We start from the raw sequence: 11,533 nt of genomic DNA, 5'->3' as shown, positions 1-11,533 counted from the left end.
GGGCGCGCGATGCGCCGCCCCGCGTCGCTCAAACAACGTTCCTCTTTCCCATGTTCAGCAGATCGTTTCGCACTACGTCGGGCCACGCGCTGTGCGTCGCCGCCCTCCTTTCCGTTTTTTCCGGCGTCGCCCGCGCGGACAGCACGCTCGATCGCATCCATCAACGTCACACGATCACGATCGGCGTGATCCTGTCGGGCCCGCCGTTCGGCTCGCTCGATCCCGCGACGCAAAAGCCGGTCGGCTTCAACGTCGATCTGGCGAACGACGTCGCGAAACGACTCGGTGTCGACGTCGAGCTGACACCGGTTCAGCCGTCGAACCGCGTGCAGTTCCTGCAGCAGGGCAAGGTCGACGCGCTGATCGCCAACATGGAGCTGACGACGGAGCGCGCGGAGATACTGTCGTATGCGCCGACGCCGTTCGAATCCATCGGCGGCGCGCTGATCGCGCGCAAGGACAGCGGTATCAAGTCCTGGGCCGACTTGCGCGGCAAGCCGGTCTGCGTGTCGCAAGGCAGCAACTACACGAAGCCGCTCGCGACGGAATACGGCGCGCAGGTGAAGGCCTTCCGCGGCCAGCCGGAATCGCTGCTCGCACTTCGCGGCAACAACTGCGTGGCCGCCGTGCACGTCGCGCCGACGTTGCGCATGCTCGTCGCGCGCAACCCCGACTGGAAGGACTACACGACGCCGCTGTCGACCGACCTGATTCCGTCGCCGGCGGTGATCTGGATCCGCAAGGGCGAGACCGACACGCAGGGCGCGCTCGACCGGATCGTTCAGGATTGGCACCGCAGCGGCTGGTTGCTCGACGTCGAGCGCAAGAACGGCATGACGCCGTCGCAAGCCGTGCTCGACCTGCACACGAAGCTCAAGGCGCAGCGCACATGACGGTGGCCGCCGCCGTCGATGCGCTCCGCAAGCTCGGCCTCGATTACAGCTTCGTGCTCGCCGCGGACGAACGCGCGTCGTTCGTACACGGGATGGGCGTGACGCTCGAACTGTCGATCGCGACCGCGGTCGGCAGCCTCGCCTGCGGCGTCGTGCTCGCCGCGCTGCTGGTGTCGCCGAGCGGGGCGCTCGCGCGCCCCGCGCGCGCATTCGTCGAGGTCACCCGCAACACGCCGACGCTCGTGCAATTGTTCTGTGCATTCCTCGTCGTCAACATGCTGATCAGCGCCGCACTGCGCAATCTGGGCGGCAATCCGCTGACGCCGTTCATCTGGAGCGTCATCGTGATCTCGCTGCACAAGGGCGCGTTCCATGCGGAAGCGCTGCGCGCCGGCCTCGAAGCGGTACCGCGCGCAACGCTCGAGGCCGCGCAGTCGCTCGGCTACAGCCGCCGCCAGCGGCTCTGGCACGTGCAGCTGCCGCTCGCGATACGCTTCGCGCTGCCCGCGCTCGTCAACAACCTGGTCGACCTCGTGAAGATGACGACGGTCGCCTCGGCGATCGCCGTCGGCGACGTCACCTATGCGTCGATCATGATCTGGACGCAACGCGACAATGTGCTCGAGTTGATGATCCTGATCCTGCTTTTCTTCGGCGCGCTCACGTTCACGGTCAACCTCGCGGGACGTTGGCTGGAACACCGCCTGAGGATACCCGGCTATGGCCATTGACATGCACGCGCAGCCCGCGCGCCTCGTGCGATGGCGCGCCGTCGCGGCAACCCTGGCCGCGCTGGCCGTCGTCGCGCTGGCCGTCGCGGGCCGCCGTCACCCGACCCTCGTCGCGCTCGCCACATGGCTGCCGGCGCTCGGCAAGGCGATGCTGGTCAACATCGGCATCAGCGCGATCGCGATCCCGATCGGCACGCTCGCCGGCCTCGTACTCGGCCCGCTGACGCTGTCGCGGCTCGGCATCGCGCGCGTGCTGGCGCGCGCGTACGTGCAGTTGTTCCGCAACGCGCCGCTGCTCGTGCTGATCTATTTTTCGACCTACGTGTTCCCGTTCGAAATCAGGTTCGGCCATGCGTCGCTGCCGTTTCCGGACTGGTTCAAGGTAACGCTCGGCCTCGCGCTGCCCGCGAGCGCGAACTTCGCGGAAATCTTCCGCGGCGCGATCCAGTCGATTCCGCACGCGCAGTGGGACGCCGCACGCTCGCTCGCGTTCAGCCGCGCGCAAGTGTTCCGCTGGATCATCCTGCCGCAATGCGTACGCCGCATGCTGCCGCCGTGGATGAACCTGTATGCGAGCATCGCGATGGCCACCGCGCTCGCGTCGCTGGTCGGCGTGCACGACCTGCTCGACACCGCGCAGGTCGCGAGCAACACCGTCGCGCGAGCCGACTTCACCGTCGTCGTCTATTTCACGGTACTCGGCCTGTTTTTCGCGTACTGCTACCCGATCGCCCGTTTCACCCGCCTTCTCGAAAGACGTCATGCATTCCACTGAAACTCCGCGCGGCGCGGACGAGCCGCTCGTCCGCCTGCGCGACGTGCACCTGTCCTACGGCACGACGCCCGTGCTGCGCGGCATCGATCTCGACGTGCACCGCGGCCAGGCGGTGTCCATCATCGGCCCGTCCGGCTCCGGCAAATCGACGATCCTGCGTTGCATCACCGGGCTGTTGCGGCCGCAGCGCGGCCTGATCGAGGTCGACGGCACGCGCGTCGACCTGCTCGCATCGGAGCGCGACGAAATCGCGCTGCGCAAGCGGGTCGGCTTCGTGTTCCAGCAATACAACCTGTTTCCGCACCTGAGCGTGCTCGACAACCTCGTGGTCGCCCCGGTCCGGATTCTCGGCCGCGATCGCAACGATGCGGTGCGCACCGCACACGCGCTGCTCGAACGCGTGCGTCTCGCGGACAAGGCGCACGCCTACCCCGGCGAGCTGTCGGGCGGCCAGCAGCAGCGCGTCGCGATCGCCCGCGCGCTCGCGATGCAGCCCGACCTGATCCTGTTCGACGAAGTGACGTCCGCGCTCGATCCGGAAACCGTCGGCGACGTGCTGTCGGTGATTCGCGATCTCGTGCGCGACGGCATGACCTGCGTGCTCGTCACGCACGAGATGCGCTTCGCCGAGGAAATCAGCGACGTCGTCTATTTCACCGAGGCGGGCGTGATCGTCGAGCACGGGTCGGCCACGCAGCTGTTCCGCGCGCCGCAAAGCCCGCGCACGCGGGCCTTCCTCGCGCATACGCTCGGTCCGGCCGGCAGCCCGCACGCAAGCCGCGACAGCGCGCCGATCGCACTCGACCTGACGCGCTTCGCGGTCTGACTCAGCGCGCTGCGTAGCGGCTCGGCGGGCGCGCGAGCCCGAGATGGTCGCGCAGCGTCGTGCCTTCGTATTCGGTGCGGAACAGGCCGCGCCGTTGCAGTTCCGGCACGACATGCGCGACGAAATCGTCGAGTCCGCCCGGGAAATACGGCGGCATGATGTTGAAGCCGTCCGCGGCGCCGCCGTCGAACCATTCCTCGAGCGCGTCGGCGACCTGCGTCGGCGTGCCCCACACGATCCGGTGCCCGCGCGCGCCGGCGACGAGATAGTAGAGTTCGCGCAGCGTAAGGTTCTCGCGGCGCGCGAGATCGGTAAGCAGCTTCGCGCGGCTCTTCAGCTGATCGGATTCGGGCAGGTCGGGCAGCGGGCCGTCGAGCGGATACTTCGACACGTCGTGGCCGAGACGGTCGGACAGCAGCGTCAGCGCGCCCGACGTATCCGTCCATTGCTGGAGCTGCGCATACTTGTCCTTGGCCTCCTGCTCGGTGCGGCCGATCACCGGAAATACGCCCGGCATCACGGCAAGCGCGTCCTCGGCGCGGCCGTATGCCGCGAGCCGACCCTTCAGGTCGCGATAGAAGGCCTGCGCTTCCTCGAGCGTCTGCTGCGCGGTGAACACGACTTCCGCGGTACGCGCGGCAAGCTCCTGGCCGGGGCCCGACGAGCCGGCCTGAATCACGACCGGATGGCCCTGCGGCGAGCGCGACGCGTTGAGCGGCCCCCTCACGTTGAAGAAGCGTCCGGCGTGATCGAGCGTGTGCACCTTCGCCGGGTCGAAATACACGCCGCGCGCCTTGTCCCTGACGAGCGCGTCGTCGTCCCAGCTGTCCCACAGCCCCTTCACGACATCGACGAATTCGCCGGCCATCTCGTAGCGCTGCGCGTGATCCGGATGATTGCCGCGCGTGAAATTCGCGGCGGTGCGGTCATACGAAGTCGTCACGACGTTCCATGCCGCGCGGCCGCCGCTCAGGTGGTCGAGCGATGCGAACGCGCGCGCGATATGGTAAGGCTCGCTGTACGTCGTGGACGCGGTCGCCGCAAGGCCGATGTGCCGCGTATGCATCGCGAGCGCCGACAGCAGGCTCAGCGGCTCGAAGCGCATCGCCATCGACGGATGCGCGTCGGGGCCGCTCGTCAAGCCGTCGGCCAGGAAGACCATGTCGAACTTCGCGCGCTCGGCGGTCTGCACGACGCGGCGCAGCAGATCGAAGTTCTCGCTGCCGGATTCGGCATCGGGATGGCGCCAGCCGGCGACGTGGTGTCCTGCGCCCTGGAGGAACAACCCGAGGCGCATCTGGCGGCGGGAAGGTGTGCTGCGTTCGGTGCTCATGATTGAAGCGACGTAAAGGTGTGGAAAAGTCGGGCAAGATCGGCCGTGCTTCGCATCGTATCGATCAGTTCCGGGACGAACGCGAGTGCGGGATCGTGGGCGGTCGCGTCCGCGAACTTCGCGGCAAGGTCGTCGGCACCGACGAGGCGTTCGGTGCGTTGCCGAAGCGTGTCGCCGTTGCGCAGCGCAATCTCGACGACCGAGAAGCGCGTGGCGGGATCGGTCGACGCGCGCGGCGCCGCGGCATCGTGGCGCCGCGTCACGCGTGCGGCGAGCGCGATCAGGTCGTCGCGCACGGGCACGTCGGCGAACGTCGCGACGCCGGGCGGCCCGTCCGTCAGTGCGGCGGCCACCGCGTATTCCACGCTGAAGCGCGCTTCGAGGCCGGTGGCCGGCAGTCGGTCCGACAGCGGCGTGTCGCCGCCCGGCGGGAACGTGATCACGATGCCCTCGATGTCCGCCGGCGCGATGCGGTGGCGCTCGCGCAGATCGAGCGCGGCCTGCACGGCGTAATGGGTTGCCGTGCAGCACGGCCACGGCTTGAAGTACAGGCCGGGCGACACGATCTGCCACGGCGCGCCCCAGTCGGCCAGCACGCGCGCCGGCTGCGACGCGCCGCCGCCGAACACGGCGAAGAATCCTTCCGGGCCGTCGAGTGCGCCCGGTGCGCCGGTCAATCCGGCCTCGGCGAGCGCCACGGCGAACAGCCCCGCGCGCGCGGCAAGGCCCGCGTGCAACGGCTTGATCTCGCTGCCGAACTGCAGGCGCAGCCCGGCCGATTGCGTCGCGGCGATGCCGAGCGCGTTTTCGGTGGCCGCCGCATCGAGCCCGGCCAGACGCGCCGCGGCGGCGGCCGCGCCGAGCGTGCCGAGCGTCGCGGTGTTGTGGAAACCGAGTTCGTAGTGGCGGCTGCCGAGCGCGAGACCGACCCGCGCCATCGTCTCGACGCCGACGACGTAGGCGTCGAGCAGTTCGAGCGCGCTGCGTGCGCGCACCTGCGCGAGCGCGAGCAACGCCGGCAGCAGTACGGTGCCGGGATGGCCGCGCACGCTGCTGTGCACGTCGTCGTAATCGAGCGCATGGCCTGCATAGCCGTTGAGCAGCGCGGCATGTTGCGGCGACGCCGGTATCGCGCTGCCGATCACCGCTGCGGCGCCGGTCGAATCCCGACCGCACGCCGCCAGCAGCTTGCGGTAACCGTTGTCGCGAGCGCCGGCGAACGCGGCGGCAACGAAGTCGAGCAGGCCGCGCCGCGCGGCAGCGATGGCGGGCGGATTGCGCGCGGGCTCGGCGCACGCGATCGCTGCGGCCAGCCGGCGCGAGACGTCGCCGGCCGTGCCGTCGGGATTCAAGTGGGGAGACATGTCAGCCGTTGGAAAGTCGCGAAATGCCGCAACGGGCGGCGCAACCGGGAACCTTCCGGTTCCTGCTCGCATGGGAGCGTTGGATACTAGCGAAGCATCCTTGCGTGCCCAACCAAGTATTCGAGCTTTCGATATCGCGTATTCAGCGTTGCTTGAACGGAGGTCGACGAGTTCGCTCCGATGAGCGGCTCCCGGTTAACACTGCCGTCGTGTGAGCGAGTTTTCGGCGGACTGACCCGGGCCCGGGCCCACAAAACTGCCGCGGTTGAAAGTGAAAAATTCTGGCATGGCGTTTTTATCAACGACTGGACCGCTGCCGAATTGATGCTAAAATTGATGCATAAAGGCATCAAAGGAGTCATCATGCGTACTACTGTTACCGTCGACGACGCGCTCTATGCGCGCGCCCTCGAACTCGCCGAGCCGGGCATGCCGCCGGCCGAGCTGTTCCGGGCTGCACTCGAAACGTTCGTGCGTGTTCAGGCCGGACAACGCCTAGCCGCGCTTGGCGGTCGCGCCCCGGACATGCCGGATGTGCCACGCCGTAACCCGGAGGCGGCTACCCGATGAGCGTTCTGATCGACACATCGGTCTGGGTCGAGCATTTCCGGCGACCGCTACCAGCGCTTGTCCAGCTGCTGCGTGTCGATGACGTCTTGACGCATCCATTGGTGATACTCGAGCTGACGTGCGGGACGCCCCCCGAACCGCGGGCCCGAACGCTGGGAGATCTCGCGTTATTGCGCCAAACGCGGCTCGCGACGCCAGCCGAAGTAGCGGACTGGATCGAGCGGGAACGGCTGTATGGGCGCGGATGCGGCGCAGTGGATTGCACGCTGCTGGCGTCGGTGCTGTTGACCCCGAGCACGTGGCTCTGGACGCGCGATCGGCGGCTCGCCCAACTGGCGGAGCAATTCGGGGTTCATTACTTACCGCCTGACCTGCATTGAGCGAAGCCAGTGCCTATGGCTTCCAGTTCGATGTCTCCCACGTCAGGCTCTATTGCCGCTTCTTGAGTCGCTCCTTCGCATCGCCGAATGATGCCTGTGTCTTGCCGACGATCTGTTCGGCCTTGCCCGTCAATCTGTCCGTTGGATTTCCCACGACCTTGCCAACCAGCTCCTTCAGTTTGCCCTTTGCTTCCCTGAGGCGGCCCTTTACCTGATCTTTGTTCATGAGTTGCTCCTTGAAACTGACGGATGCGGGAACTGCGAATGCCCGTCCGGCACGCTGAGCGAATCGCGATGGAAACGTCGGTGCAGGCACGGCGCTTGCGTCGCCTGAAGCGTTCGCGCTTGTGACCAGCGAGTTGACGGTCGAAGGCTGGACGCTCGCCAGGCTCGCGCGTCTGTAACGGGTGCCGGAGGCAAGGCAGGCTGTGGCCACTCGTTGCCAATCTTGCGGAGGAAGCATGAATATCGTCACTAGCGCCGGCCCGCTGGTTTCGCTGATCGCCGGCATTCTCATCCTCGTGGTACCGCGCCTGCTGAATTACATCGTTGCGCTCTACCTGATCATCATCGGGCTGCTCGGTCTGTTCGGCGGACGTATCCATTGAATTGACATGAGCACGAGATAGCCGGTTACGGACGCGCATCAGCTCCATCGTGACGCCATGCGTCGGTCCGCGGCTGCGAACACCGCCAGCGCAATGAGCAACACCTATGCCGTCTGCATATGGATGAGTGAGCGGGAGAACGACGAATCGCGCGTCCTTCCTCGATGCTATGATTCGCCGCCTCTGCGCCGGCGGCCTGGTGCGGAGAACCGTGATGCCGACAAGTGCGCACGTCTTCCCGCAAGGCCGCGCAGGGCCGGCCCTTCGGATCGAAGCGAATTCGACCCGACATCGGCATGGCAGGAACGGGGGATTTTCACGCCCCTCGATCGCAAATTCGATTCCCCCTGGTCAGACTTTTCCCCGTTTCCCTCCATTTCGTTTCAATCCGATGTAAGTGTTCCTTTGTCGGATCGGAACCGAAATGACGAGTGCGCCGTATACCTTGTCCGCGTGTGCGTACGCTTCGCGTCATCATGCTCTGCACTCCTTCCCTTTAAGTGTCGCACTGTGCCTCGAAGCGATTGCATGTCAAATCCGCAGCGACGATGACGTCGTGCGTGCCGCCGGATGGGTGCTGGCTGCGAAGCGACGCGGGTGGCGTGGTTGACATAGCAACGAAGCGCCGCCGCTCCGTTTGGGAACGAATCGTGCGCGGTCTCGGGTATTGAATGGAGGACAGCGCTATGAAGCCCATGACCATTGCAAACCGCCGAATTCTGGCGACACTCGTGGCAGGCGGCGCGCTCGTCGCGGCCGGCACGGCCTTCGCGCAAACCTACGTCGTACCGCCACCGAGGTACGAGGAGCCCGCCCCGGCGCCGGGTGTGTCGGTCACGATTGGCATGCACGGCGACCGCTACTGGGACGGCCATCGTTACTGGGAGCACGAGGCGTGGATGCATCGTCATCCACGTGAACGTGATCCGTGGCGCGAACACGAGCACGAGCATGAACACATGCACGAACACGAATATCGTGAATAGTGAAGACGGGCCACCGGAAACTGCGGAGACCTCTCCGGCTTGACACGCTCGTTGCTTGCGCACGGACTTGCCTGATCGCTTCGGACCATTTCAGTTCTGGTTCGTGCGCACGGCGATTCGTCGTCCATCGCGTTCGCTGAACGACCTGCCGAAGGTCGAGCAAGTGGCGCGCGTGGTCGGCATGCACGAAAGTGCCTGTCTCGCGCGTTTCGCGGCAACCTCGGACCGACGATATTCGAGTCTCCGCGGCACGAGCGCCTGCGAATCGCGCGGTATCAGCCGGATTGGATCCGACGTCGCCCGCCATTGCGGCACACACTCACGACGATCGCGTGAAGTAACGCTGTGCCAGGGCGACCCAGTAGCGAACGCCGGCCGGAATGATGTCGTCGTTGAAATCGTACGTCGGGTGATGCAGCGCCGGCGCGGCCGCTCCCGCCGGCGCGTTGCCGATCAGCACGTACGCGCCCGGGCGCTCCTCCAGCATGAAGCCGAAGTCTTCGGACGTCATGTTCGGCGGCACGTCGGGGTGAAGCCGCTCGTCGCCGAACGTGTCGCGAATCACAGCTTCGCAGAGTGCGGTCTCGGCCGGCGTGTTGACCGTCGCCGGATAGTACTGAAAGAACTCGATGTCGACGTGCGCACCATAAGCCGCGGCCAGCCCTTCGCACACGAGCCGGACGTCGCGCTGCAACTGTTGCTGCAGTGCCGACGACAGCGTGCGGATCGTCCCGCGCAACTCGGCGCTGTCCGGAATGACGTTGTCCGTCGTGCCCGCATGGAACATGCAGACGGAAATGACGGCGGGGTCCACCGGATCCTTGTGCCGCGCTGCAATGGTCTGACACTGCAGCACCATCGAACAGGCGAGCGGCACGGGGTCGATGCCCAGGTGCGGCTGCGCCGCATGCGCGCCCTTGCCCGTCACCGTGATCCTGAATCGGCAGCCGGCCGCCATGATGGCGCCGGTGCGCAACCCGAACTGCCCGGCCGGCAAACCGGGCCAGTTGTGCATGCCGAACACGGCTTGCGTCGGACATTGCTCGAACAGCCCGTCGTCGATCATCTTGCGCGCGCCCGCGCCGCCCTCTTCCCCGGGCTGAAACACGAAATGCACGGTGCCCGGCAACTGCGGCAGGTCTTTCAGGATGCGCGCGGCGCCGAGCAGCATGACGGTATGCCCGTCATGCCCGCACGCATGCATGATGCCTTGCGCGCCCGATGCGTGGGCGAAGTCGTTGGCCTCCTGGATCGGCAACGCATCCAGGTCCGCGCGGAGCACGATTCCGCGGCCCGGGTCCGCACCCGGCAGGCTCGCGACGACGCCCGTGCCGCCCAGCCCGCGCGACACCGCATAGCCGAGATCTTCAAGCTCGCGGGCGACGACGTCGGCCGTCCTGTATTCCTCGAACCGCAACTCGGGATGCGCATGCAGGTCGCGACGCAAGGTCGCCCAGTGTGCGCAATGGGCTTTCAGGGACGTCTCGGGGAGGTCGGGGTTATCCAATGTCGGCACCTTCGGAAAGTAGACGGCTTCCATTCTGTACTGCGGCCGCGCTCGCGCGCAGCGGCTGCGTCAATCGCCAAAACCCACGATCGACTTGACCTCCATGTACTCCTCCATCCCTTCGATCCCGTACTCGCGGCCGTTGCCCGACTGCTTGTACCCGCCGAACGGTGCCTGAGGATCCCACGCCGGGTAGTTCAGATGGACCTGACCCGAGCGCAGGCGCGCGGCCACCGCGCGCACGCGTTCCTTGTCGGTGCCCTGCACATGTGCGCCGAGCCCATAGACCGTGTCGTTCGCGATGGCGACGGCCTCGTCGACGGTATCGTAAGGCAGGATCGCGAGGACCGGACCGAAGATCTCCTGCTGCGCGATCGTCATGTCGGTGTGGACGTCGGAAAACACGGTTGGCCGCGCATAAAAGCCGCGGTCGAATCCCGCCGGCCGCCCGGGGCCGCCGGCGATCAGTTTCGCCCGTTCGTCGAGGCCCGCGTCGATCATCTGCGCGACCCGGCCGAACTGCGCGCGATTGGCCAGCGGACCATGCGTCGTCGTGTCGGCGAACGGATCGCCGACGACCAGCTGCTGCGTTGCCGCGACGGCCAGCGCCTCGACGCGGCCCAGCACGCTGCGCGGCACGATCATCCGGGTCGGCGCGCTGCACGACTGGCCCATGTTGCGGAAGGCGGCGGCAACGCCCGGCGCGATGGCGCGCGCCAGGTCCGCATCGGGCAATACGATGTTCGGCGACTTGCCGCCAAGCTCCTGCGCGACGCGCTTGACGGTCGGCGCCGCGGCCTGCGCGACCAGCACGCCGGCACGCGTCGAGCCGGTGATCGATACCATGTCGACCTCCGGGTGCGACGCGAGCGCCGCGCCCACTTCGGTTCCGCTGCCGCTCACCAGGTTGAACACGCCGGCGGGCACGCCCGCATCGGCGATCACTTCGGCAAACAGCAACGCGCTGAGCGGCGACAGCTCGCTGGGTTTCAACACCACCGTGCAGCCTGCCGCGAGCGCCGGGCCGACCTTCGCCGTGATTTGATAGATCGGCCAGTTCCACGGTGTGATCAGCGCGCAGACGCCGATCGGCTCGCGCACGATCGCGGTCGTCCCGCGCAGTGTCCGGAACGGATAACTGGCCAGATTGTCGCGCGCGACCCGGATATGTTCGGCCGCGAGCGGCACATGGGCGCCGCGCGCGTAATTGATCGGCGCGCCCATTTCCATCGCGAGCGCGAGCGCGAACCGTTCGGCACGCTCCAGCATCAACGCGTGAACGCGGTCGAGCAGTGCGGCGCGTTGCTGCGGCGATGTCGCGGCCCAGCGCTCGAAAGCGTTGCGCGCGGCCTGCACCGCGCGGTCGGCGTCGCGTGCATTGCCGAGCGGGATCTCGCACAGCGTGTCTTCGGTGGACGGGCTGACGACCGCGAACCGGTCGCCGCCGTCAGGCAAGACCCAGTCGCCGTCGATGAAGAAGCGCTCCAGCCTGCCGGCTTCCATCAGGTGACGAACCGGTGAATCGATGGGTGAATGCATTGCGGGGTGTCCTTGAATCGA

13 protein-coding genes are annotated in these 11,533 nt (G+C 66.9%); 8 read left to right on the top strand and 5 right to left on the bottom strand.

The features are described 5' to 3' along the window. Positions 1–50 precede the first annotated feature (50 nt). From DIE12_RS03090 to DIE12_RS03075, 4 genes are read left to right on the top strand one after another with little or no spacing between them, the layout of a single operon-like run. Positions 51–893, top strand: coding sequence for a transporter substrate-binding domain-containing protein (locus DIE12_RS03090; RefSeq protein WP_124519850.1), 843 nt, complete (start codon positions 51–53; stop codon positions 891–893). Beyond that, the gene (locus DIE12_RS03085; RefSeq protein ID WP_124519851.1) at positions 890–1,624 is read left to right on the top strand and encodes an amino acid ABC transporter permease; all 735 of its coding nucleotides are present in this window, start codon (positions 890–892) and stop codon (positions 1,622–1,624) included. Before DIE12_RS03090 ends, DIE12_RS03085 begins: the two co-directional genes overlap by 4 nt. Next, positions 1,614–2,399 carry an amino acid ABC transporter permease gene (locus tag DIE12_RS03080; protein ID WP_124551068.1) on the top strand — a complete coding sequence of 262 codons (786 nt, stop codon included), beginning with the start codon at positions 1,614–1,616 and terminating at the stop codon, positions 2,397–2,399. Before DIE12_RS03085 ends, DIE12_RS03080 begins: the two co-directional genes overlap by 11 nt. After that, entirely contained in the window at positions 2,386–3,225 is an 840-nt protein-coding gene (locus DIE12_RS03075; protein WP_124519852.1) for an amino acid ABC transporter ATP-binding protein, read from the top strand. Before DIE12_RS03080 ends, DIE12_RS03075 begins: the two co-directional genes overlap by 14 nt. 1 nt (position 3,226) lies before the next feature. On the opposite strand, the gene DIE12_RS03070 is transcribed toward DIE12_RS03075, so the two are convergent. Further along, positions 3,227–4,558, bottom strand: coding sequence for an LLM class flavin-dependent oxidoreductase (locus DIE12_RS03070; protein ID WP_124519853.1), 1,332 nt, complete (start codon positions 4,556–4,558; stop codon positions 3,227–3,229). Further along, the gene (locus DIE12_RS03065) at positions 4,555–5,922 is read right to left on the bottom strand and encodes an MmgE/PrpD family protein (RefSeq protein ID WP_124519854.1); all 1,368 of its coding nucleotides are present in this window, start codon (positions 5,920–5,922) and stop codon (positions 4,555–4,557) included. The genes DIE12_RS03070 and DIE12_RS03065 overlap by 4 nt, the downstream gene beginning before the upstream one ends. Positions 5,923–6,285: 363 nt before the next feature. Here DIE12_RS03065 and DIE12_RS03060 point away from each other — a divergent pair, with 363 nt between their 5' ends. Continuing rightward, a complete protein-coding gene (locus DIE12_RS03060; protein ID WP_124519954.1) occupies positions 6,286–6,492 on the top strand; it encodes a type II toxin-antitoxin system VapB family antitoxin in 207 nt (68 codons plus the stop codon). Beyond that, positions 6,489–6,872, top strand: coding sequence for a type II toxin-antitoxin system VapC family toxin (locus DIE12_RS03055; RefSeq protein WP_124519855.1), 384 nt, complete (start codon positions 6,489–6,491; stop codon positions 6,870–6,872). The genes DIE12_RS03060 and DIE12_RS03055 overlap by 4 nt, the downstream gene beginning before the upstream one ends. A gap of 49 nt (positions 6,873–6,921) precedes the next feature. Here DIE12_RS03055 and DIE12_RS03050 read toward each other — a convergent pair whose 3' ends face one another. Next, positions 6,922–7,098: a CsbD family protein gene (locus tag DIE12_RS03050; protein ID WP_124519856.1), complete on the bottom strand. Its 177-nt coding sequence runs from the start codon at positions 7,096–7,098 to the stop codon at positions 6,922–6,924. A gap of 235 nt (positions 7,099–7,333) precedes the next feature. Between DIE12_RS03050 and DIE12_RS03045 the strand changes: the two genes are divergently transcribed. Together DIE12_RS03045 and DIE12_RS03040 are read left to right on the top strand one after the other, a co-directional pair. Next, positions 7,334–7,480: a DUF3096 domain-containing protein gene (locus DIE12_RS03045; RefSeq protein WP_082088472.1), complete on the top strand. Its 147-nt coding sequence runs from the start codon at positions 7,334–7,336 to the stop codon at positions 7,478–7,480. Positions 7,481–8,166: 686 nt separating this feature from the next. Continuing rightward, the gene (locus tag DIE12_RS03040) at positions 8,167–8,466 is read left to right on the top strand and encodes a hypothetical protein (protein WP_044844263.1); all 300 of its coding nucleotides are present in this window, start codon (positions 8,167–8,169) and stop codon (positions 8,464–8,466) included. Positions 8,467–8,785: 319 nt separating this feature from the next. On the opposite strand, the gene DIE12_RS03035 is transcribed toward DIE12_RS03040, so the two are convergent. Together DIE12_RS03035 and DIE12_RS03030 are read right to left on the bottom strand one after the other, a co-directional pair. Next, complete coding sequence (locus DIE12_RS03035) at positions 8,786–10,006, bottom strand: M20 aminoacylase family protein (protein WP_409364381.1); 1,221 nt, start codon at positions 10,004–10,006, stop codon at positions 8,786–8,788. A 36-nt stretch (positions 10,007–10,042) separates the two neighbouring features. Next, positions 10,043–11,512 carry an aldehyde dehydrogenase family protein gene (locus DIE12_RS03030; protein WP_124519857.1) on the bottom strand — a complete coding sequence of 490 codons (1,470 nt, stop codon included), beginning with the start codon at positions 11,510–11,512 and terminating at the stop codon, positions 10,043–10,045. Positions 11,513–11,533 lie beyond the last annotated feature (21 nt).

This window comes from Burkholderia sp. Bp9015 (genome assembly GCF_003853505.1).
Classification (GTDB): Bacteria; Pseudomonadota; Gammaproteobacteria; order Burkholderiales; family Burkholderiaceae; genus Burkholderia.
Note: the sequence above shows the minus strand (reverse complement) of the source record. Positions and strands in the feature narration are given on the sequence as shown.

What these genes read in the sequence shown, in the direction of transcription:
- DIE12_RS03050 (WP_124519856.1), bottom strand. Translation starts at nt 7,098, where the DNA reads ATGAACAAAGATCAGGTAAAGGGCCGCCTCAGGGAAGCAAAGGGCAAA.
- DIE12_RS03090 (WP_124519850.1), top strand. Translation starts at nt 51, where the DNA reads ATGTTCAGCAGATCGTTTCGCACTACGTCGGGCCACGCGCTGTGCGTC.
- DIE12_RS03060 (WP_124519954.1), top strand. Translation starts at nt 6,286, where the DNA reads ATGCGTACTACTGTTACCGTCGACGACGCGCTCTATGCGCGCGCCCTC.
- DIE12_RS03055 (WP_124519855.1), top strand. Translation starts at nt 6,489, where the DNA reads ATGAGCGTTCTGATCGACACATCGGTCTGGGTCGAGCATTTCCGGCGA.
- DIE12_RS03045 (WP_082088472.1), top strand. Translation starts at nt 7,334, where the DNA reads ATGAATATCGTCACTAGCGCCGGCCCGCTGGTTTCGCTGATCGCCGGC.
- DIE12_RS03075 (WP_124519852.1), top strand. Translation starts at nt 2,386, where the DNA reads ATGCATTCCACTGAAACTCCGCGCGGCGCGGACGAGCCGCTCGTCCGC.
- DIE12_RS03080 (WP_124551068.1), top strand. Translation starts at nt 1,614, where the DNA reads ATGGCCATTGACATGCACGCGCAGCCCGCGCGCCTCGTGCGATGGCGC.
- DIE12_RS03040 (WP_044844263.1), top strand. Translation starts at nt 8,167, where the DNA reads ATGAAGCCCATGACCATTGCAAACCGCCGAATTCTGGCGACACTCGTG.
- DIE12_RS03070 (WP_124519853.1), bottom strand. Translation starts at nt 4,558, where the DNA reads ATGAGCACCGAACGCAGCACACCTTCCCGCCGCCAGATGCGCCTCGGG.
- DIE12_RS03035 (WP_409364381.1), bottom strand. Translation starts at nt 10,006, where the DNA reads ATGGAAGCCGTCTACTTTCCGAAGGTGCCGACATTGGATAACCCCGAC.
- DIE12_RS03085 (WP_124519851.1), top strand. Translation starts at nt 890, where the DNA reads ATGACGGTGGCCGCCGCCGTCGATGCGCTCCGCAAGCTCGGCCTCGAT.
- DIE12_RS03030 (WP_124519857.1), bottom strand. Translation starts at nt 11,512, where the DNA reads ATGCATTCACCCATCGATTCACCGGTTCGTCACCTGATGGAAGCCGGC.
- DIE12_RS03065 (WP_124519854.1), bottom strand. Translation starts at nt 5,922, where the DNA reads ATGTCTCCCCACTTGAATCCCGACGGCACGGCCGGCGACGTCTCGCGC.